We start from the raw sequence: 20367 nt of genomic DNA, 5'->3' as shown, positions 1-20367 counted from the left end.
AGCGACAAAGTGCGACAACTGCGAAGGCAGCTCTGGGCCGCAGCCAAGCGGGCTCCGGGAAGGCGCTTCCATGCGTTGTACGACCATGTGTGCAGGGCTGACATCCTGCACGAGGCGTGGAAGCGAGCGCGCCGTAACAAGGGCGCAGCGGGCGCTGATCGGGTGACGATCGGCGAAGTCGAGCAGTATGGAGTCCGGCGCTTCCTGGAGGAGCTGGGCGAGGTGCTGCGCGCAGGTGAGTACGGGGCGCAGGTCGTGCGGCGCACCTACATCCCCAAGGCAGATGCAAGGAAGCGGCCACTGGGCATCCCGACTGTGCGAGACCGAGTGGTGCAGATGGCGGCCAAGCTGGTGCTGGAGCCCATCTTCGAGGAGGACTTCAAGCCGTGCTCGTATGGGTTCCGACCCGGACGCAGTGCAACGATGGCGCTGGAGGAACTCAGGAAACTGGGAGCCCACGGCGTGGATCACGTGCTGGTTGCTGACATCGAGAACTACTTCGGCAACATCGAACACGACAAACTGCTGGTGCTGGTGGGCCAGCGGGTGAGTGACCGGCGGATGCTCAATCTGGTGAGGCAGTGGCTGCGGGCGGGCGTGATGGAAGACGGTGTGGTGAGCCACCCGGTGGCAGGAACGCCGCAGGGCGGTGTAATCTCGCCGCTGCTGTCCAACATCTACCTACATGTGTTGGACCGGGTGTGGGCGCGTCATGGCGCACACCTCGGGACGCTGGTGCGATATGCGGACGACTTCGTGGTGATGTGCCGCACGGCGCAGGGCTGCGAAGAGGCGCAACGCCGAATCGAGCACGTGTTGGGCCGACTGGGGCTGACATTGCACCCACAGAAGACGCGACGCGTCGTGCTGACGCAAGGCCAGGAAGGCTTCGACTTCCTGGGCTGCCACCTGCACAAGCGCATGAGCGGACGGCTGTTGGAGCAGAAAGGGCTCAAGCGCTACTACCTGCAGCGATGGCCAAGCCAAAAGGCCATGAACCGAGTGCGAGAGCGGGTGAGGGAGCTGACTCCGAGAGCGTGGTGCCATCGGGAGGTGCGAAGCGTGATGGCCGAGCTCAATCCGGTGCTGCGTGGCTGGGGGCAGTACTTCCGCACTGGCAACGCGGCCGACCAGTTCGGTGACGTGGATGGCTTCGTCGTGCAGCGACCGCGCAATTTGCGGGTCGCGCGGGCGGGCCGCCACTTGCGTCCGGGCCAAGCTCAGCACTGGGATCGAGACTACTTCGAAAGCCTTGGATTGCATCGCCTGCGCGGGACGATCCGCTACCCGGGCAACCCTCCCGTCAAAGGGAGATCTGCGTAATGCTGCGAGCCGACGGACCACTGGTAAGCCGTGTGCGGGAAATCCGCACGCACGGTTTGAACGGGGGTGTTGGCTCTGTTAACGACCTACGGGCCCGCGAAAGGGCCAACATCTACTAATGTCTCAAGCCCTCTACGAATCCAGCCTCACCTCCCTTCCCCTGCTCGGCCGCGGCAAGGTGCGTGAGAACTACGCCGTCGGCGACGACCGCATCCTGATGATCGCCAGCGACCGGCTCTCGGCCTTCGACGTCATCATGGGTGAGCCCATCCCGGGCAAGGGCGCGCTGCTGACCAAGATGGCGCTGTTCTGGTTCGACAAGCTCGATGGCATCGTCCCCAACCACCTGACCGGTGACGACCCGTTGAGCGCCGTCACTGACGCCGAGCGCGCGCAGATCCGCGACCGCGCCATGCTCGTCAAGCGCCTCAAACCCCTGCCCATCGAGGCCGTCGTGCGCGGCTACCTGGCCGGCAGCGGCTGGGCCGAGTACCAGAAGACCCAGAGCGTCTGCGGCGTCGCGCTGCCCGCCGGGCTGCGCAATGCCGACAAGCTGCCCGCGCCCATCTTCACGCCCGCCACCAAGGCCGAGATGGGCGACCACGACGAGAACATCTCGTTCGATCAGGCCGCAGCCATCATTGGCATCGAGCTGGCCGCGCGCGTGCGCGACATCTCCATCCAGCTCTACCAGCGCGCCGCCGACTTCGCGCTGACCAAGGGCATCATCATTGCCGACACCAAGTTCGAGTTCGGCCTGGACGCCGACGGCACGCTGACGCTGATGGACGAGGTGCTGACGCCCGACTCCTCGCGCTACTGGCCCGTCGAGAGCTACGCGCCCGGCAGCAACCCCCCGAGCTACGACAAGCAGTTCGTGCGCGACTGGCTGGAGCAGGCCACCGTGGATGGCCGGCCCTGGGGCAAGGTCGCACCCGCGCCCGCGCTGCCGGCCAGCGTCATCGCCAAGACCGTCGAGAAGTACGAGGAAGCGCTGCAGCGGCTGACGGCCTGAGCGCCGCACGAAGGGTGCACCCGTGAACGTCAAGCTGCGCAGCCGGCTGGCCCAGCGACTGGATGGCGAGATCGCCGCCGTAGCCGCCATGCCGGGGCGCAGCGCCGTGCTGCAGGTGCAGCGCGCCATCCTGTGGCTGCGCCATGGCCGTGAGGCCCAGGCCCGCGAGGAACTGAACCGCCTGCATGCCCGCGCGCTGGTGCAGCCGCGCATCGAGCTGGCGGCCTGGCTGCATCTGGCGGAAGGGCTGGCCGCCTACTTTGCGGCCTTCGGCGGCGGTGCCCGTGACCGCGTGCGCCGCGCCCAGGTGATGGCTGCTGCGGCTGGCCTGGGGGCGCTGCAGGCGCTGGCCGACGCGTGGCTGGCGCAGATGGCCTTCGTCGACCGCGACATCGACCGCCTCGTCACCCACGCGGCCGCGGCGCTGGCGGCGCCGGTCGACAACGCCGCCGCCTGCCGCGTTGCCTCCGCGCTCGGCATGGCCTGGGACCTCGCCGGCGACCCGGCTGCGGCCTCGGGTTGGTATGCCTTCGGCCGCCGCGCGGCCGGTGCGGATGGAGACGATGCCGGCCTGGCGGCGTTGCTCTACAACCAGACCCAGATGCGCGCGCTGCGCATCCGCCACGCGGCGCTGGCCGGCGAGCCCGGCGAGGCGCCGGCCGTCCTGCTGGGCGTGGACTCCATCGGCCACTTCGACGAAGCCGTGGGCGGCTCTGCCCGGGCCGACCTGACGCCGCTGCTGCGCGCGCAGCTGCTCACTGTGCAGGGCGACTTTGCCGCCGCCGCCGTGCTGCTGGAAGCGCACCTGCCCGAGGCCGTGGCCACCGGCCTGGCCCGCGTGGGCGGCAGCCTGCTGGCCGACCTGGCCTGGTGCTGGGCCAATAGCGGCGAGGCCCTGAAGGCCCGCGCGCTGGCCGACCAGGCGGCCGTCGAGGTGCTGGCCGAGGACTCGCCGCTTTGTGACCTCGACGAGCGCGCCGCCCTGCACGCCCGGCTGGCCCAGGTCTACGCGCGGCTGCGCGACGAGCTGCTGGCCGCCCGCCATGCCGATGCCGCCCAGGCGGCCTGGGCCGACGACGCTGCCCAGCGCCGGCAATGGGCCCAGCGGCTCGCCGACGCGGGCCTGGCCAGCCCGTCGCGCTGAGCAGCGCGTCGCTGTTTTTCGGGCTGTCGGCCACGCGGTGCTGCGTTACCCTCGCGCGCCATGACCGCCGCAGCTGACGACGCCGACAACACCTTGCTGGCCCTGCCCACAGGCACCCGTTTCGGCGAGCTGGAGGTGCTGGGCACGCTGGGGGTGGGCGGCTTCGGCATCGTCTACCTGGCGCGCGACCACGCGCTGGAGCGCGACGTGGCGATCAAGGAATACATGCCCAGCCAGTTCGCGCAACGCGACGGGCGCTCGCATGTGTCGGTGCGCTCCACGTCCATGCGCGACACCTTCGAGCTGGGCCGGCGCAGCTTCGTCAACGAGGCGCGGCTGCTGGCCCGCTTCGATCACCCGTCGCTGCTCAAGGTCTACCGCTTCTGGGAGGCCAACGGCACCGCCTACATGGCCATGCCCAGACTGGTGGGTCAGAACCTGCGCGAAGGCCGCAAGACGCTGCCGACCCCGCCGCCTGAGGCCTGGGCGCGGCGCGTGTTCGACGCCGTGCTCGGCGGCCTGGAGGCGCTGCACGCGCAGCAGGTGTGGCACCGCGACGTTGCGCCCGACAACATCTTCCTGCCCGCCGACGGTGCGCCGCCCATCCTGCTGGACTTCGGCGCCGCCCGCCAGGCGATTGGCGACCGCACGCAGGTGTTCACCGCCATCCTCAAGCCCAGCTTCGCGCCCATCGAGCAATACGCCGAGGCTGCCAGCCTCAGGCAGGGGCCGTGGACGGACTTCTATGCGCTGGCCGCCGTCATGCATGAACTGCTGACCGGCCACCCGCCGCCGCCCTGCACTGCGCGCGCCATGGGCGACGAGCTGGCGCCGCTGGCCGTGCCCGGCTATTCGCCGGCCTTCCTGGCTGCACTGGACTGGGCGCTGCGCGTGCCGCCGCACCAACGGCCGCCGAGCGCCGCGGCGTGGCGCGAGGCCATCGACGGCCGCGCCGAGGTGCCGGCTCCCCGGGCGCTGCAGGCTGCCGCGCCCCGGCCGGCGCCCGTCATGGACGACGCCGAGGTGCCGACCGGGCGGCTGGACATCGAGTTCGCCGACACCGTGCAGGGGCTGCCCGAGGATCTGCCGCCCATGCCCGTCGTGCCGCAACCGGCCCGCCGCAAGCCCTGGCTGCTGGCCGCAGCCGGCGTGGCTGCGGTGGCGCTGCTCGGGGCTTTCGTGCTGCAGCTGCGCCACAACCTGCCGGCTGCGGTGCCGGCGCCGGTGGATGCGGCCGCCAGCGCGGCGTCCTCGCCCGCCTCGCAGGCCGATGCCGCGCTGGCAGCCTCGGCCCCGGCCCGTGCGGTGGTTGCCGTGCCCGAGACCCAGGTGACCACCGTCTCGCTCGCCGGGCCGGCCTCGGCGCCGCGCCCGTCAGCGGCGCCGACACCGGCGCCACCCCGGCGGGAGAGCGGGGCGCTCAAGCCCATCGTCACCGAGAAGGCGGGTGAGTTCCGCCCGGTGCCGCGCAGCCCGGTGTTCGCGGCGCCGGAGCCGGCCGCCTCGGCCGTGGCCGCACCGGTGCAGGCCGCGGCAGCCTCGGTCGCCGCCGAGCCTCGCACGGCCGCCGAGGCCTGCGGCGGCCGCGTGCTGCTGGCGCGTGCCTGGTGCATCGACCGGCAATGCGAGAAGCCGCAGTTCCGCAACGACGCGGAGTGCATCAAGCTGCGCGAGCTGCGCAGCAACCACGGCGGCGTGCCTTAGGCCTGTCGGCTGCGGGCCGGCCCGCCGTGCGAATCGAACGCCGACTGGCGCGTCAGAACAACGCCATCGACAGCTTGCGGCGGTAGCTGTCGATCAGCGGGTCGCTCTGCACGACGGCGGCCTTGCCGGCGAGTTCCAGCGTGCCGGTCTTGGCCTCGGCCGCCGGCTTGGGCGCGGGCTTGGTCAGCAGCTCCAGGATGGCCACGTAGGTCTTGCGCGCAGCCTCGCCGTTCCAGGCCTTGTCGCGCATGATGATTTCCAGCAGCTCGTCCATGGCCTCGGTGAAACGCTGGCCAGCCAGGTGGACCTGGGCCAGCGCAAAGCGGGCGTCGAAGTCGCGCTTGTTGGCGGCGATCGCTGCCTGCAGCGCGGCCGTGTCGGTCGCGGCGGCGGCTTCGCAGGCGGCCAGCCACGTGGCCAGCGCGGCCAGGCGGGGCGAGGGCACCAGCGTGTCGGCCGCCTTGGCCGCCACGGGCGAGAAGGCTTCGCGGGCCTCGGCCACCAGGCCCAGCTCCAGCAGCGCCTTCACGTAGTCGAATCGGGCGGCGTCGTTGGCCGGGTCGGCCTGCACGGCGTGGGCCAGCTTGCCCAGCGCGGTTTCGAGGTCGGCATCGACTTCGGCTTCGGCTTCGGCGGGCGCCTCGTCCTCTGCGGGCAGTTCCTCGCCGGGCGGCACATGCTTGTCCAGGAACTCGCGGATCTGCGCCTCGGGGATGGCACCGACGAAGCCGTCCACCGGCTGGCCGCCCGCAAACATCACGCAGAACGGGATGGAGCGCACGCCAAACATCTGGCTGAGCTGCGAGGCGATCTCGGGCACCTCGTCGCTGTTGAGCTTGGCCAGCGTGAAACGGCCCGCGTAGGCTGTCTCCAGCTTCTCCAGGACGGGGCCCAGCGTGCGGCAGGGGCCGCACCACGGCGCCCAGATGTCCAGCAGCACGGGCTGGGTCTGGGACGCGACGATGAGTTCGGCTTCGAAGTTCTGGAGGGTGATGTCGATCATGGTCGGAGGGAGTTGAGGCCCCGGCTTCTACAATTCAAGGCTTTTCTGGCCCTCGGAGTGCGTCTTGTCCATCTCAGCCCCCACGAACCCTGACGCCGTCATCGGCATCGTCATGGGCTCCAGCAGCGACTGGGACACGATGAAGCTGGCGGCCGAGATTCTGACCGAGTTCGGTGTCACGTTCGAGGCGCGGGTCGTGTCGGCCCACCGCATGCCCGACGAGATGTTCGCCTATGCCGAGGCCGCCAGCGGCCGGGGCCTGAAGGCCATCATCGCTGGCGCCGGCGGCGCGGCCCACCTGCCGGGCATGCTGGCCGCCAAGACGACCGTACCCGTCCTGGGCGTGCCGGTGGCCAGCCGCCACCTGCAGGGCGTGGACTCGCTGCACTCCATCGTGCAGATGCCCAAGGGCATCCCGGTCGCGACCTTCGCCATCGGCGCTGCCGGCGCGGCCAACGCGGCGCTGTTCGCCGTGGCCATGCTGGCCACGGGCGACGCAGCGCTGCTGGAGAAGCTGAACGCCTTCCGCGCGAAGCAGACCGCTGTGGCCCAGGCTATGACCGAGGATCTCCGCTGATGACGGCGCTGCTTCCTGGCGCCTCGGTCGTGGGCGAATCGCGTCAGGCGACGCTGGGCGTCCTGGGCGGTGGCCAGCTTGGCCGCATGTTCGTGCACGCCGCCCAGGCGCTTGGCTACCGTTGCGTGGTGCTGGACCCGGATGCCATCAGCCCCGCCGGCGCCGTGGCTGAGCAGCACATCCAGGCCGACTACCTGGACTCCTTCGGCCTGGCCCAGCTGGCGCGAGACTGCGACGCCATCACCACCGAGTTCGAGAACGTGCCGGCGTTGGCGCTGGAAACGCTGGCCGGCATGCGCACGGTGGCGCCGGCAGCGGCCAGCGTGGCCGTGTGTCAGGATCGTGCGGTCGAGAAGGCGCACTTCGAGTCGGCCGGCGTACCGTGCGCGCCGCATGCTGTCATCACCAACGACATCGAGCTCGCGGCCGTGGATCCGGCGCTGCTGCCCGGCATCCTCAAGACCAGCCGCATGGGCTACGACGGCAAGGGCCAGGTGCGCGTGAGTACAGCCGTCGAGCTGGCTGCAGCCTGGAATGATCTGAAGCGCGTGCCCTGCGTGCTGGAGCAGCTGCTGCCCCTGAAGGCCGAGCTCAGCGTGCTGGTGGCGCGCGGCGCCGACGGCCAGCTGGTGAACTACCCGGTGCAGCAGAACCTGCACCGCGGCGGCATCTTGTCCGTTACCGAGGTGCCGGCGCCCGCCGTGCCGACTGACGTGCAGCAGCAGGCCGTGGCCGCCGCCCGCCAAGTGGCCGAGGCGTTGGGCTACGTCGGTGTGCTGTGCATCGAGTTCTTCTGGCTGCATGACGGCCGCTTGGTCGTCAACGAGATGGCGCCACGCCCGCACAACTCCGGCCATTGGACGATGAACGGCGCCAGCGCGTCGCAGTTCGAGCTGCAGGTGCGGGCGCTGGCCGGCCTGCCGCTGCCCGAGCCGCGCCAGCATTCGGCCGCCGTCATGCTGAACCTGCTGGGCGACCTGTGGTTCAGTGAGGAGGGCGGCCCGACGCCGCCAGCCTGGGACCGCGTGCTGGCCCTGCCGGGTACTCACCTGCACCTGTACGGCAAGGCCGAGGCGCGCCACGGCCGCAAGATGGGGCACCTCAACATCACGGCCGCCACGGCCGAGGCGGCGCACCTGATCGCGCTGGAGGCGGCCCTCATCCTCGGCCTGCCGACCGACTTCTGATGCTGCAGCCCGGCACCGACCCCGCCGCCGTTGAGGCCGCCGCGCGCCGCCTGGCCGACGGTGAGCTGCTGGGGCTGCCCACCGAGACCGTTTACGGCCTGGCCGCGCGGGCCGACCGCGACGAGGCCGTCGCCAAGATCTTCGCGGCCAAGGGGCGGCCCAGCGATCACCCGCTCATCGTCCATGTGCTGGACGCTGCGGGCGCCGAGCCGTTTGCCGATCACCTGCCCGACACCGCGCGCCGGCTGATGGACGCCTTCTGGCCGGGGCCGCTGACGGTCATCGTGCCGCGCGCGCCCGGCATGGCCGAGGCCGCTGCCGGGCGCCAGGCCACGGTGGCGCTGCGCTCGCCGGCGCACCCGGTGGCGCGTGCGGTGTTGGCCGCCGCGCGCGACCTGGGCGTGTTGGGCGTGGCTGCGCCCAGCGCCAACCGCTTCGGTCGCGTGAGCCCGACGCTGGCGACCCATGTCGGCGAGGAATTCGGCCCCGGGCTGCTGGTGCTGGATGGTGGCGCCTGCGAGGTGGGCATCGAGTCCAGTATCGTGGACTGCAGCCGTGCCCGCCCGGCGCTGCTGCGCCCGGGCCTGCTGAGCCGCGCGCGCATCGAGGCGGCGCTGGGCCAGCCGCTGGCCGAGCCCGATGCGACGGCGCCCAAGGCCTCCGGCACGCTGGCCGCGCACTACGCGCCGGCTGCCCGCGTGCGGCTGCTGGATGCCGACGGTCTTTCTTTACGTCTGGCGGCAGCGGCCGCCAGCGGGAGCCTGGAAGGGCTGGCGGTATATTCACGCGCCCGGTTGCCGGCCTGGCGCTGGCAGGCCCAGCCGTCCGACCCGGCCACGGCGGCCCACGAGTTGTTCGCGGTGCTGCGGGCGCTGGATGCGGCTGGCGCCCGGGAGATCTGGGTCGAGGCGCCTCCGCATGATCCGGCCTGGGATGGCGTCCGTGACCGGCTCAGCCGGGCTGCCGCCGCCTTCACCGATTGAGTTTTCCCCCTGTCCCTGAATTGATCGCCATGCAACGTGTTGTCTCGAAGAAACTGAAGCGCGGACTGGCCGCGATGGCGGTCGCAGCGCTGCTCGCCGGCTGTGGCGGCGGGGGCACCGCACAGATCGAGCCGTTTGCGCCCAACCGCATCATTGCCTTCGGTGACGAAAGCGGCACCATCCTGCAGAGCGGCAAGAAGTACACCATCAACGGCCTGAACGCCGACACGCGCCAGGTGGAGTGCGCGGGCAACCCGGTCTGGACGCAGGTGCTGGCCAGCGGCTTCGGCTTCGTCTACTCGCAGTGCAACACGTCCTTCGTGGCGCTGCCCCAGGGCATCATGTACGCGGCCGCTGGCGCCAAGGTGGCGGACGTTCGCGACAAGATCGACGAGCACCTGTCCAACGACCGTTTCGGTCCCAAGGACCTGGTGTCCATCATGGTGGGCGTGAACGACATCGTGGAGCTGTACCGCCAGTTCCCGGCCGTCAACAAGGACTCGCTGATCAACGAGGCCAAGGCACGCGGCAGGCTGCTGGCCCAGCAGGCCAACCGCATCGCCAACGCCAATGGCCGCGTGGTCATTGCCACCATCTTCGACGTGGGCCTGACGCCGTTCGGCCAGAACGAGCGCCTGCAGCAGACCGACATCGACCGCGCCGCCTTCCTGGACCAGCTCAGCGTGGCCTTCAACGTCGAGATGCGCCTGAACCTGCTGAACGACGGCCGCCTGGTGGGCCTGGTGCTGGTGGACGAGACCATCCAGCAGATCGCCCGCTTCCCGGCCGCCTTCGGCTACTCGGACGTCACGCAGGCGGCCTGCCGCAGCGACGTGGCACCGCAGGACTGCACGACGGAGACGCTGAAGGCGGACGCGTCGTCGACCTGGCTGTGGGCCGGCGACACGCTGCTGGGCCCGACCGCGCAGCAGCGCATCGGCATGCTGGCGCTGACGCGCGCCAAGAACAACCCGTTCTGATCATTCGTTGTTGCGGCGCCAGACTGCAGGCCTGGCGCCGGCCTGGCAAACCGTCAGGCGGTGTTGGTTCGCAGCTCGCGGCGCAGGATCTTGCCGACGTTGCTCTTGGGGAGCTCGTCGCGGAATTCGATGAACTTAGGCCGCTTGTAGGCCGTCATCTGCTGGGCGCAGTAGCTGGTCAAGTCTTCCTCGGCCAGCGCCGGGTCGCTCTTGACGACAAACAGCTTGACGGCTTCGCCGGACTTGGCGTCCGGCACACCGACGGCGGCGCATTCCAGCACGCCCGGGTGCATGCCGACGACCTGCTCGATCTCGGTCGGGTATACGTTGAAGCCGCTGACGAGGATCATGTCCTTCTTGCGGTCGACGATGCGCACGTAGCCGCGCTCGTCCATGATGCCGATGTCGCCGCTCTTGAAGAAGCCGTCGTCGTACATGACGTTGGCCGTCTCGTCCGGGCGGCGCCAGTAGCCGGCCATGACCTGGGGGCCGCGGATGCAGATCTCGCCGCGTTCGCCCAGGGGCAGGTCTTGCCCGTCGTCGTCGCGGATGGTGATCTCGGTGCCCGAGATGGGCAGGCCGATGCTGCCGTTGAAGGCGCGGATGTCCAGCCGGTTGATGGTGGCGGCCGGCGAGGTCTCGGACAGGCCGTAGCCTTCGACGACCGGGCAGCCGGTGACCTTGAGCCAGCGCTCGGCCGTGGCCTGCTGCACGGCCATGCCGCCGCCGTTGGAGATGGTCAGCTCGGAGAAATCCAGCCGCGCGAAGGCGGGTTCGTTGGCCAGCGCGTTGAACAGCGTGTTGACGGCCGGGAAGATGTGGATCTTGTGGCCGCGCAGCGTCTCGATGAAGCCGGGGATGTCGCGCGGGTTGGGCACCAGGATGTTCAGGTGGCCCATGCGTGCGCCGAGCATGAAGCAGGCCGTCAGCGCGTAGATGTGATACAGCGGCAGCGCGCAGACGTTGGTGAACTGCACGTCGCCGTTGTCGTAGCCGGGCACGGTGGACAGCATGGGCTGGAACCAGGCCTCCACCTGCAGGATGTTGGCGACGATGTTCCGGTGCAGCAGCGTGGCGCCCTTGGACACGCCGGTGGTGCCGCCGGTGTACTGCAAGAAGGCAACGTCGTCGGGGCCGAGCTCGGGCTTCTTCAGGTGCAGGCGCTCACCGTGGCTGAGCGCCTCGTTGAAGCGCACGACAGTGCGGCCGTCGCCGACAGGCAGGCGGAACTCCGGCACCATCTTCTTCAGGTGGCGCACGGCGAAGTTGATCAGCGGGCCCTTCCACCAGCTCAGCAGGTCGCCCATGGAGGCGAGCACGACGTGGTGCACGTCGGTCGCGTTGATGACCTCGGCCAGCGTGTGCGCGAAGTTCTCCAGCACGACGATGGCGCGGGCGCCCGAGTCCTTCAGCTGGTGCTCCAGCTCGCGCGGCGTGTACAGCGGGTTCACGTTCACGACGACAAAGCCGGCCCGCAGGATGGCGGCGATGGCCACGCCGTACTGCAGCACGTTGGGCATCATGAGGGCGACGCGGTCGCCCTGCCTCAGCCCCTGGGCCTGCAGCCACGCACCCAGCTGCACGGACAGCCGGTCCATCTCGTCAAAGCGCATGCGCTGGCCCATGCAGATGGCGGCGTCGCGGCGCGCATGCTGGCGGAACGCGGCCTCCAGCAACTCCACCAGCGAGCGGTAGGCGCTGGTGTCAACCTGCGACGGCACGCCGGCCGGATAGCTCGCCAGCCACGGTTTGGCGCGAGATGTCACATGCGGGACGTCGGCAAGAACGGCGGTCATCGGCGGGCCCTTTTGGCGTGCTCTGCGTGAAGCCGCCGATGGTGGGACTGCCGGTTACATCGAGCTAGGGGAGTTGCCCTAGGACGTCGGTATCGGCTTGAAAGAGGGCGCGTGCCAATGTGTCCTCGCGCTGTCGCACAGTGGACAGGAACTCGGCTGCGCCGCGCATCGCGCGGAAGGTGTCGAAGCCGGTCTCCAGGAAGGTCTGCAGTGTGCCAAGGCCGGCCATCTGCGCCGGGCCGCGCATCAGCCGCAGGGACTGCCGCAGCAGCGGCTTGCGCGTGAGTCGGTCCAGCGACTCGCCGACGGCCATCGTCAGTGCGATCTGCTGCTGGCGCGCGGCCGGCTCGCCGCAGGCGCGCCACGCGAGGGCGTAGTCCGGCGCCGTGATGGCGGTTGATGCCAGGTGCTCGGCCATGCGGGTGTCCAGGCGTTCCGACAGCGCATGCAGGCGTGCGAGCTTGGCGACGGTGTCCACCACCTCGTCGGGGAACAGCCGGGTCAGCGTGGGGATGACGCGGGCGAACTGCGCATCGCGCTGGCGGTAGTCGCCTGGGCCGTAGAGCTCGTGCAGGAAGAAGCGCGTGGCGGCCTCGTAGCGCGAGTGGCTGAGCAGGTCGGCGTAGGTGTGGGCGAAGCGCTTCTGCTGGTAGGCCTTCAGGGACTGCACGCGCGCCTGAAGCGCGGGGTCGGCGGCGCGCCGGGCGCGCTCGGCGTCGACGGCATGCAGTTCGGTCAGCAGGGATTCGGCGCTTAGAGAGTCCATGGAGCGCACTGATTCTGCCTTCCTACACTGTGGCGATGAATGCACGACTGCAGAGGATCTGGGTGTTGCTGCGGCTGGCCGTGGCGCTGTGGGTGGGCTGGCGCTTCGGCTGGGCCTGGGGCGTGGCGACGCTGGGCCTGCATGCCGCCGTGCTGGCGCTTGGCTTTGCGCAGCTGCGCTGGGTCAACCGGCCGGCGCCGGCGTGGGGTCAGCTCTTGCGGGCCTGGGCCGGTGAGGTCGCCGCCAGCGAGCTGGCGTTCTCCTGGCGCCAGCCGTGGCGGGAGTGGGCCGAGCCCGATCACCTGCCCGCCGGCGCCACGCAGGGCGTGCTGCTGGTGCATGGCTTCTCGTGCAACCGCGGGCGCTGGAATGGCTGGATGCTGCGTCTGCGCGCGCAGGGTGTGGCCTTCGTCGCGCCGACGCTGGAGCCGGCGTTCGGCAGCATCGACACCTATGCCGATGAGATCGAGGCCGGCGTGCAGCAGCTCAAGCGCCTGACCGGCCGGATGCCACTGCTGTGCGCGCACAGCATGGGCGGCTTGGCCCTGCGGGCCTGGTGGCGCAAATATGGCGCCGGGCACGCGACGCCGCGCGTTATCACGCTGGGCTCACCGCATCAGGGCACGCGCATGGCGGCGTTGGGGCTGGGCGTCAACGCGGCGCAGATGCGCCAAGGCAGCGCCTGGCTGGCGGAGCTGCCGGGATTGCCGGATGTGGACTGCCTCTGGACGCCCTGCGACCAGATCGTCAACCCGGCTGAGCGCGCCGTGCTGCCCGGCGCGCGGGCGCACCGGCTGGACGGCGTGGGCCACATGGGCCTCGTGCATGCGCCCGAGGCCTGGCAGCTCGTTCAGGACGCGCTGGCTTCTTCTTTCAGCACGCCGCGGCGGATCTGATCGAGCTCGATGCTCTCGAAGAGCGCCTTAAAGTTGCCCTCGCCGAAGCCCTCATTGCCCTTGCGCTGGATGAGCTCGAAGAAGATCGGGCCGATCACTTCCTTTGTGAAGATCTGCAGCAGCAGCTCGTTGTCCACGCCCAGGTGCGTGGCGCCGTCGATGAGAATACGCAAGCGCTTCAGCTCGGCGACGTTTTCGCCGTGGTTGGGTAGGCGCTTGTCGATCAGGTCGAAGTAGGTGGCTATGGTGTCCTGGAACACCACGCCCGTGCCCTTCATGCCCTCGACCGACTTGTAGATGTCGGTGGTGCCCAGCGCCACGTGCTGGATGCCTTCGCCGTGGTACAGATCCAGATACTCGGCGATCTGGCTCTTGTCGTCGGAGCTCTCGTTGATGGGGATGCGGATCTTGCCGCAGGGGCTGGTCATGGCCTTGCTCTTGAGGCCCGTGAGCTTGCCCTCGATGTCGAAGTAGCGCACCTCGCGGAAGTTGAAGAAGCGCTCGTAGAACTCCGACCATTCCTTCATGCGGCCACGGAAGACGTTGTGCGTCAGGTGGTCGATCTCGGTCAGGCCGTGGCCGACGGGGTTGGCATCGACCGGCTGGCCGGCCGCGTCCAGCAGTGGCACGAAGTCCACGTCGTAGATGCTGATGTTGCCGATGGCGCCTGGCTTGGCGCCGCCCTTGCCCTGCCAGCGGTCGACGAAATAGATCAGCGAGTCGCCGATGCCCTTGATGGCCGGGATGTTCAGCTCCATCGGGCCGGCTTTGTTGTCGAAGCCCCAGGCGCCCAGCTCCAGCGCGCGCTGGTAAGCGTGGGCCGCGTTCTCGACGCGAAAGGCGATGGCGCAGATCGACGGGCCGTGCAGCCGCGCGAAGCGCTGCGCGAAGGAGTCGGTCTCGGCGTTGATGATGAAGTTGACGCCGCCCTGGCGGTACAGCGTCACGTTCTTGTGGCGGTGGCGGGCCACGGCCGTGAAACCCATCGTGCGGAACAGCTCGCCCAGGGCGGCCGGGTCGGGCGCGGCGAACTCGATGAACTCGAAACCGTCGGTGCCCATGGGGTTGTCCCAGGGGGTGAACTTGGCCATGTCTGCCTCGTGAGCTGTGCTGTGGAAGCTGAAAATTCTGCGGCGCCGAATCCGCAGAATTCATGCAATCTGTGGCGCCGTGTTTTGATGTGGCGCAATATTCATGCGTAGTGTGACGCTATGGCGCCGGCCATTCGGGCAGGCCGTAGCTCGCCAGGATGGCTTTCAGGCGCCCGCTGCGGCGCAGCTTGGCCATGCCGTCGCTGAAGGTGCGCGCATGGCTGTGCGCCTGCGGGTGCCGTGGTGACAGGGCCAGATAGGCATAGCTGGGCGCTTCGCAGCCGGCGTTGCGCGCCTCCAGCCCGGGCTGCTGCTTCAGCGTGTAGGCCACGAGGTTTTCTTCCTCGATGAAGGCGTCTATGCGGCCCAGCTGCAGCCGGCGCAGCATGCGCTCGGTCAGGCCGTCGCCGGTGTGCACCTCGAAACGCTGCGGCGCCGACTTGATGGCCGCGTCCAGCGCCTGCCCGTAAGAGTAGTCGCGGATGACACCCACCCGCGCCAGATCGTCCAGGCTGGCCGGGCCCCGGTAGCGCCAGGCGCTGTCGGGCCGGGTGTAGATGCAATAGCGGTTGCGCGAGATGGGCTGGTCGGGGAAGACGAAGTCCGGCGCCTCGTCGCGCAGCGTGGACGGCGTGGCCGTGTAGACGCCGGCGCGCACATCGAGCAGGGCGCGGCTGTAGTTCTGGTTGACCAGTCTCACCCGGTGGCCGGCGGCGGTGAAGATCTCGCGCACGATGTCCACCGTGAAACCTTCCTGCGCGGCGCCGGCCTTGCAGCTGAACGGGCACCAGTAGTCCGGTGACGCGAGCACGATCTCGTCCGCCTGCGCCGGCAGGGCGGTGGCGAGCAGCAGGGCGAGCAGGGCTTTCACGACCCGCCCGACTGTAGGTGGCGCCGACGCGCGAAGGCTGCACAATTTCCCGCATGGACGCTCCCCTCGACCTCGACGCCATCGACCGCCGCATCCTGCGCGCGCTGCAGGCCGACGGCCGCCTGACCTACGACGCGCTGGCCGCCGAGGCCGGGCTGTCGTCGTCCGCCGTGCTGCGCCGCGTGCGCCGGCTGGAGGAGGCGGGTGTCATCGGCAGCTACGTGGCGCTGGTGCCACCCGAGCGCGTGGGCCTGGGCCTGACGGCCTACCTCAACGTGCGGCTGGAAAAGCAGACCGAGAGCCCGCTGCGCAACCCGCGCGACCTCTTTCGTGCCGCTGTGCAGACCTGGCCCGAGGTGGTGGAGTGCGCCGCGCTGACCGGTGAGATGGACTACCTGCTGCGCGTGCTGGTGCAGGACATGCAGCACTACGCCCGCTTCATCAGCGACACGCTGCTGATGCACCCCAGCGTGCAGGACTGCAAGACCAGCTTCGTGCTGGAGCGGCTGAAGAACACGACCGCAGTACCAGTCTAGGGGGGTGAGGCGACGGCGCTTGAACCGGCGCGATGCCGGGCAGAACTCATGGCCAGGGTCGACGCCGCAGCCTGCGGCGGGCCCTGTCAGCCCATCCACCTCAGGAGTTCTGCATGCGTCTTCTCGCTCACACCGCCGCCCTCGCCCTGCTGGGCCTGCCGCTGGCCAGCCACGCGCTGGACGGCGTCACCGATCCCCAGGGCGACTTCCTCGCCACCTTCGCCGGCAGTGCCGCCAACAGCGCCGACCTGGACGTCGTCGCCGCCACCGTGCTCTACAACGCCAGCACCGACACCTTCACGCTGAAGGCCACGATGGACGGCAACGTCGGCACCACCGCCACCGGCCTGTACGTCTGGGGCGTGAATCGCGGCGCCGGCGTTGCCAGCTTCGCCAACAACCTGGGCCTGAACGGCGTGCGCTTCGACCGCGTCGTCCTACTCAACGCCAACGGCACGGGCACCGTGGCCGGTGCCGGCGCGCTGCCGACGGGCTCGGTCGTCATCAGCGGCAAGACCATCACCGCCACCGTCAGCGGCGCGCTGCTGCCCAGCACCGGTTTTGCCAACAAGCTGGACTACACCTTCAACCTGTGGCCGCGCAACACGACCTTCGCCGGCGTGTCCGCCATCTCCGATTTCGCGCCCAACAACGCCAACTTCACGGCCACGCCGGTGCCGGAGCCGGCCAGCGCGGCGATGCTGCTGGGCGGCCTGGGCCTGGTGGCCCTGTACCGCCGCCGCCGTCAGTCGAACTCGTGAAGTAGCTTCAGCGCATGGGCCTCGTTGAGGTTCAGCAGCTCGGCGATGTCGTGCAGGTCGTCCGGCACGCCGGCGTCGTCCCAGCCGCGGGCCGTGTGCCGCGCCAGGCGCACGGCCAGGTGCACGCAGCGCACTTGCGGGTCCCGCGCGTGTTTGTCGTTGGTGATGCGCATCAGCAGGTCCGGCAGGTGCCAACGCTGCATCAGTGCCTGCTCCAGGTCGGCCAGTTCGATGCCCAGCACCTGGCACTGCGCGGCCGTGCTGCGCAGCGAATGGTCGGCGTCCTGCAGCGCGGCGATCTGCAGCGCCAGGTCCGGCGCGTGCAGCCACAGCAGCATCTCAGCGAAGTCGTGCAGCAGCGCTGCGCTGTGGATGACGGCGGCATCAGGGTCGGCGCGGTGGGCCGCGAAGCCCAGTGCATAGCGTGAGGCCCGCTCGGCGCGCTGCATCACGCGCGCCAGACCCATCAGCGCTTCGTCATGGCCGGCCAGCGCCTGTTCCATGGTCGGCTGCGGGCCAAAGGCGCGGAAGAAGGGCGTGATGCCCATCAGCACCAGTGCGGCCGTCACCGTCTCGGTGTCGGCCATCAGCCGCCCGCGCTTGAGTTCGCTGGCGCGGGCGATGACCTTCAGCGACATCAGCGGGTCGGTCACGATGAGTTCGGCCAGCCCGTGGGCGTCGACATCGTCCTCGTTGGCGCGCATCAGCTCCAGCGCCTCGGCCGTCTCGGCCAGCACCGGGATCTCGGCGCTGGCAAAGGCGTTGACCCAGGCATCAAGGCTGGGCAGCGGAGCGGCGATGGGGGGGCGCACGGGCATGGTGGCCCGATGCTAGGCCGATGCGGGGGCGCGCGTTCACCGCGTGCGCCCCCTTTTCACCACTCAGTTCACAGTCTGCGCACGCCGTCCAGCTGCGCGGTCAGTTCGCCATCGGCATACAGCGCGCCCTCCGGCGCGCCGGCCTCGGCGTAGAACTCCAGCTGGCTGCGGGGGCGCCGGCGGCGGTGGGCGGGGGCGAACACCAGCCGGATCGCGCGCGCCGCGCGCTTGAGGCGGACCCAGCGGCAGGCCCAGGCGTCGTGGGTGTCGGCGGCGTCGGGGCCGCGCAGTTCGATCAATCTCATGAGGGTCTCCTTGGCACCTGCCGGCGGCCCTCATCACATGGATCGAGGGGCAGGTGGTGCGGCTGATTCAGGGGCTGTCGTCGGGGAAGCGGTCGCGCAGCAGTCGTCGCAGTTCCAGGCGGGCCTGCTGGCGTAGCGCGTGGGCGTCGGTGGCGCTCTGGTGTCGGCCGGCCTGGCGTTTGAGCGCCGGCGCGACCATGGGATTGCGGGGCTTGCGCAGCTTGATCTGCAGCGGGCGTGGCGAGGTGAACTGGGGCATGGGCAAAAACTCCGGTGAAGGCCGCGTGGGCGGCGGGCAATGCAGCGGCTCGACCCGTCGGGGCCTGGCGTTTGCGGCAAGAGGTCGGCGCGCCGGGGGCGCGTGCAGGGCAGCAGCGCGGGCCGGGCGGGTCAGGGATGGTGGGAGGGGCACTCGTCGTGGCGCGAGGACTGCAGCACCACAACTTGCGCAAATGATAAACAAACGTTGATCTTGCGCAAGTGGAATTTATCCATCTTCCCCAAGCTTGGGGAGGCCGGCCGTTGGCGGACGCAGACGCGCTGGGGTCAGCGCTTCTTGGTTTTCAGCGGCGCGATGCCGGACTGCAGCTTGCGCCAGTCGTCCAGCTCGGCTTGCGGGCTGGGAGCTGCGGGCTGGGGGGCCACACGCGGGGCCGCGGCGGGCTCGGGGGTGAGCACCTCGCTGAGCAGGTCCAGCAGCCGCGTGCGGGCGCGCTGAGGGTGGCGGCGGTAGTAGGTCAGCACCAGGCCCACGATGAAGCGCTCGTCGTCGTCCTGCGGCAGGCTGGGCGAGGGCTCGGGGGGCGGCGGGGCCACATGGCCCATGGCCGCGGCCATGGAGGTCAGCGGCGCTGGCGTGGCCACGGCGCCGTGCTCGAGGTCCATCCAGCCGGGCGTCTTGTGGCACAGCTGCTCGAACTGGCGCGCCAGCCGCTCGCCGATCTGGCGCGAGCGGCCCTTGATCTGGCTCCAGTAGCTGGGCTGGATCTGCAGCTTCTCGGCGAAGCGACGCTCGAGGCCACGCAGGGTGGCGGCATCGGGGTGTTTGACGGTGGCGCTGACGAACTCTTCGAACAGCCGCATCGCGTTGTCCAAGCGGATCTGCGCGACGTCGCGGGGGGCGCTGGGCATGGGGGGCATGATAAATGAGTGTTCACCTGGGGTTTGCCGCCGGCCGCAGAATGCGCCGCATGACCTATCGACTCAGCGCGCTCGTTCTTTCCCTGTTCGCCACGGCCGCCCCCGCGCAGGGCAGCGCCGACGAGCTGCAGGCCATGCTGGCTGAGGTCAGCCCCGCGCGCATCGAGGCACGCATCCGCAAGCTGGTCGGCTTCGGCACGCGGCACACGTTGTCCGACATCGCCTCCGACACGCGCGGCATCGGCGCCGCGCGGCGCTGGATCACGGCCGAGCTGCAGGCCTGCGCCAAGGCGTCCGGCGGGCGGCTGCGGGTGGAGGCGCAGAGCTTCATCGAGCCCGCCGGCAATCGCGTGCCCCGGCCCACAGAGCTGGTCAACGTCGTCGCCACGCTGCCAGGCAGCGGCGCCGGCAAGGACAGGCTGCTGGTCGTCAGCGGCCACTACGACTCGCGTAACAGCGATGTGATGGACAGCCTGGGCGACTCGCCCGGCGCCAACGACGACGCCTCGGGCACGGCGGTCATCATGGAGCTGGCCTGCGTGATGGCGCGCCGCCAATTCGATGCGACGCTGGTGTTCATGGCCGTGCCGGGCGAGGAGCAGGGCCTGCTGGGCGCGGCGCAGTGGGCGCGCGAGGCCAGGGCCCAGGGGCTGAACGTCGAGGCCATGCTCACCAACGACATCGTCGGCAGCTCGCGCGGCGATGCCGGCCAGCACGCCCCCCGGCGACTGCGGCTGTTCGCCGACGGGCTGGACCCGCTGGTGCGCCTGCTGCTGCAGGCGCAGGCCAACCGGCCGGCCTCCGTCGCCGACCAGAAGGCCTTTGTCGCGATGCAGGCCGAGCTGCTGCCGCTGCTGCAGGCCGGCGGCAACGAGGACCTGCCCACCCACCAGTTGGGCCGCCACCTGAAGACGGCCGCCGAGGCGGCCATGCCCGGCTTCACCGTGCAGCTCATCCAGCGCCGCGACCGCTACCTGCGCGGCGGTGACCATCTGCCCTTCCTCGAGCGCGGCTATGCGGCGGTGCGCTTCAGCGAACCCTTCGAGAACTTCTCCCATCAGCACCAGAACGTGAGGACGGAAAACGGCATCACCTACGGTGACCTGCCCGAGTTCGTCGATTTCGCCTATGTGGCCGACGTGACGCGGGCCAACCTCGCTGGCTTCGCGACGCTGGCCTGGGCGCCGGCCGCGCCCAAGGGTGTGCGGCTGGACGCCAGCGGCCTGACCAACGACTCCACGCTGGAGTGGCTGGCCAGCGACGACCCCGAGGTGGCCGGCTACCGCATCGTCTGGCGCGACACCGACGCGGCCACCTGGCAGCACGCCCGCGATGTGGGCCGCACGACGCGCGCCACACTGCCCGTCAGCAAGGACAACGTGGTGTTCGGCGTGCAGGCGGTGTCACGCAAAGGCTTTGCGAGCCTGGCCAGCTTCCCGCTGCCCAAGCGCTGAGCGGCCGCAACATTTGC

Annotated in this window: 21 protein-coding genes; 12 read left to right on the top strand and 9 right to left on the bottom strand. The window is 70.0% G+C overall.

Annotation, left to right across the window (positions count from 1 at the left end; translation table 11 throughout):
• The 4 genes from ltrA to ACG0Z3_RS14900 all read left to right on the top strand — a co-directional run.
• Nucleotides 1-1323: group II intron reverse transcriptase/maturase (gene ltrA / locus ACG0Z3_RS14915; protein ID WP_394398752.1), on the top strand; the 1323-nt coding region annotated here is incomplete at its 5' end.
• A 118-nt stretch (nucleotides 1324-1441) separates the two neighbouring features.
• Entirely contained in the window at nucleotides 1442-2338 is an 897-nt protein-coding gene (locus ACG0Z3_RS14910) for a phosphoribosylaminoimidazolesuccinocarboxamide synthase (protein WP_394398750.1), read from the top strand.
• Between the two features lie 22 nt (nucleotides 2339-2360).
• Nucleotides 2361-3482 carry a hypothetical protein gene (locus tag ACG0Z3_RS14905; RefSeq protein WP_394398748.1) on the top strand — a complete coding sequence of 374 codons (1122 nt, stop codon included), beginning with the start codon at nucleotides 2361-2363 and terminating at the stop codon, nucleotides 3480-3482.
• 60 nt (nucleotides 3483-3542) lie between these two features.
• On the top strand, nucleotides 3543-5186 hold the full coding sequence (locus ACG0Z3_RS14900; RefSeq protein WP_394398746.1) for a serine/threonine protein kinase: 1644 nt from the start codon (nucleotides 3543-3545) through the stop codon (nucleotides 5184-5186).
• Nucleotides 5187-5238: 52 nt separating this feature from the next.
• On the opposite strand, the gene ACG0Z3_RS14895 is transcribed toward ACG0Z3_RS14900, so the two are convergent.
• Nucleotides 5239-6189, bottom strand: a complete 951-nt coding sequence (locus ACG0Z3_RS14895) for a tetratricopeptide repeat protein (protein WP_394398744.1) — start codon at nucleotides 6187-6189, stop codon at nucleotides 5239-5241.
• Between the two features lie 112 nt (nucleotides 6190-6301).
• Between ACG0Z3_RS14895 and purE the strand changes: the two genes are divergently transcribed.
• From purE to ACG0Z3_RS14875, 4 genes are read left to right on the top strand one after another with little or no spacing between them, the layout of a single operon-like run.
• Entirely contained in the window at nucleotides 6302-6766 is a 465-nt protein-coding gene (purE, locus tag ACG0Z3_RS14890; RefSeq protein ID WP_394398762.1) for a 5-(carboxyamino)imidazole ribonucleotide mutase, read from the top strand.
• Nucleotides 6766-7953 (top strand): 5-(carboxyamino)imidazole ribonucleotide synthase, encoded by a 1188-nt coding sequence (locus ACG0Z3_RS14885; RefSeq protein WP_394398742.1) that lies wholly within the window; start codon nucleotides 6766-6768, stop codon nucleotides 7951-7953. Before purE ends, ACG0Z3_RS14885 begins: the two co-directional genes overlap by 1 nt.
• Entirely contained in the window at nucleotides 7953-8936 is a 984-nt protein-coding gene (locus ACG0Z3_RS14880; protein ID WP_394398740.1) for an L-threonylcarbamoyladenylate synthase, read from the top strand. The genes ACG0Z3_RS14885 and ACG0Z3_RS14880 overlap by 1 nt, the downstream gene beginning before the upstream one ends.
• A 29-nt stretch (nucleotides 8937-8965) precedes the next feature.
• A complete protein-coding gene (locus ACG0Z3_RS14875; protein ID WP_394398738.1) occupies nucleotides 8966-9916 on the top strand; it encodes an SGNH/GDSL hydrolase family protein in 951 nt (316 codons plus the stop codon).
• Between the two features lie 53 nt (nucleotides 9917-9969).
• Here the strand turns inward: ACG0Z3_RS14875 and ACG0Z3_RS14870 are convergent, their stop codons facing one another.
• Together ACG0Z3_RS14870 and ACG0Z3_RS14865 are read right to left on the bottom strand one after the other, a co-directional pair.
• A complete protein-coding gene (locus ACG0Z3_RS14870) occupies nucleotides 9970-11712 on the bottom strand; it encodes a long-chain-fatty-acid--CoA ligase (protein WP_394398736.1) in 1743 nt (580 codons plus the stop codon).
• A gap of 64 nt (nucleotides 11713-11776) precedes the next feature.
• The gene (locus tag ACG0Z3_RS14865) at nucleotides 11777-12478 is read right to left on the bottom strand and encodes a DUF8198 family protein (RefSeq protein WP_394398734.1); all 702 of its coding nucleotides are present in this window, start codon (nucleotides 12476-12478) and stop codon (nucleotides 11777-11779) included.
• Between the two features lie 35 nt (nucleotides 12479-12513).
• Here ACG0Z3_RS14865 and ACG0Z3_RS14860 point away from each other — a divergent pair, with 35 nt between their 5' ends.
• The gene (locus ACG0Z3_RS14860; RefSeq protein ID WP_394398732.1) at nucleotides 12514-13374 is read left to right on the top strand and encodes an esterase/lipase family protein; all 861 of its coding nucleotides are present in this window, start codon (nucleotides 12514-12516) and stop codon (nucleotides 13372-13374) included.
• On the opposite strand, the gene hppD is transcribed toward ACG0Z3_RS14860, so the two are convergent.
• Together hppD and ACG0Z3_RS14850 are read right to left on the bottom strand one after the other, a co-directional pair.
• Nucleotides 13329-14465 carry a 4-hydroxyphenylpyruvate dioxygenase gene (hppD, locus tag ACG0Z3_RS14855; protein WP_394398730.1) on the bottom strand — a complete coding sequence of 379 codons (1137 nt, stop codon included), beginning with the start codon at nucleotides 14463-14465 and terminating at the stop codon, nucleotides 13329-13331. The two genes, ACG0Z3_RS14860 and hppD, sit on opposite strands and share 46 nt — an antisense overlap.
• 118 nt (nucleotides 14466-14583) lie before the next feature.
• Nucleotides 14584-15336: a substrate-binding periplasmic protein gene (locus tag ACG0Z3_RS14850; protein ID WP_394398728.1), complete on the bottom strand. Its 753-nt coding sequence runs from the start codon at nucleotides 15334-15336 to the stop codon at nucleotides 14584-14586.
• A gap of 53 nt (nucleotides 15337-15389) precedes the next feature.
• On the opposite strand from ACG0Z3_RS14850, the gene ACG0Z3_RS14845 reads away from it, so the two are divergent.
• Together ACG0Z3_RS14845 and ACG0Z3_RS14840 are read left to right on the top strand one after the other, a co-directional pair.
• Nucleotides 15390-15872 carry an Lrp/AsnC family transcriptional regulator gene (locus tag ACG0Z3_RS14845; RefSeq protein WP_394398726.1) on the top strand — a complete coding sequence of 161 codons (483 nt, stop codon included), beginning with the start codon at nucleotides 15390-15392 and terminating at the stop codon, nucleotides 15870-15872.
• A 113-nt stretch (nucleotides 15873-15985) separates the two neighbouring features.
• A complete protein-coding gene (locus ACG0Z3_RS14840) occupies nucleotides 15986-16633 on the top strand; it encodes a PEP-CTERM sorting domain-containing protein (protein ID WP_394398724.1) in 648 nt (215 codons plus the stop codon).
• Here ACG0Z3_RS14840 and ACG0Z3_RS14835 read toward each other — a convergent pair.
• From ACG0Z3_RS14835 to ACG0Z3_RS14820, 4 genes are all read right to left on the bottom strand, one after another.
• Nucleotides 16618-17451 (bottom strand): HDOD domain-containing protein, encoded by an 834-nt coding sequence (locus ACG0Z3_RS14835; RefSeq protein ID WP_394398722.1) that lies wholly within the window; start codon nucleotides 17449-17451, stop codon nucleotides 16618-16620. The two genes, ACG0Z3_RS14840 and ACG0Z3_RS14835, sit on opposite strands and share 16 nt — an antisense overlap.
• 68 nt (nucleotides 17452-17519) lie before the next feature.
• Nucleotides 17520-17756, bottom strand: a complete 237-nt coding sequence (locus ACG0Z3_RS14830) for a hypothetical protein (RefSeq protein ID WP_394398720.1) — start codon at nucleotides 17754-17756, stop codon at nucleotides 17520-17522.
• Nucleotides 17757-17823: 67 nt separating this feature from the next.
• Complete coding sequence (locus tag ACG0Z3_RS14825) at nucleotides 17824-18015, bottom strand: hypothetical protein (RefSeq protein ID WP_394398718.1); 192 nt, start codon at nucleotides 18013-18015, stop codon at nucleotides 17824-17826.
• Nucleotides 18016-18302: 287 nt separating this feature from the next.
• Complete coding sequence (locus tag ACG0Z3_RS14820; protein WP_394398716.1) at nucleotides 18303-18887, bottom strand: hypothetical protein; 585 nt, start codon at nucleotides 18885-18887, stop codon at nucleotides 18303-18305.
• Nucleotides 18888-18946: 59 nt separating this feature from the next.
• On the opposite strand from ACG0Z3_RS14820, the gene ACG0Z3_RS14815 reads away from it, so the two are divergent.
• Nucleotides 18947-20350, top strand: coding sequence for a M28 family metallopeptidase (locus ACG0Z3_RS14815; protein WP_394398714.1), 1404 nt, complete (start codon nucleotides 18947-18949; stop codon nucleotides 20348-20350).
• Nucleotides 20351-20367: the final 17 nt, after the last annotated feature.

The organism is Pelomonas margarita, from assembly GCF_043555875.1.
Classification (GTDB): Bacteria; Pseudomonadota; Gammaproteobacteria; order Burkholderiales; family Burkholderiaceae_C; genus Pelomonas; species Pelomonas margarita.
The sequence above is the reverse complement of the archived record's forward strand: the minus strand, read 5'-3'. Positions and strand labels throughout refer to the sequence as shown.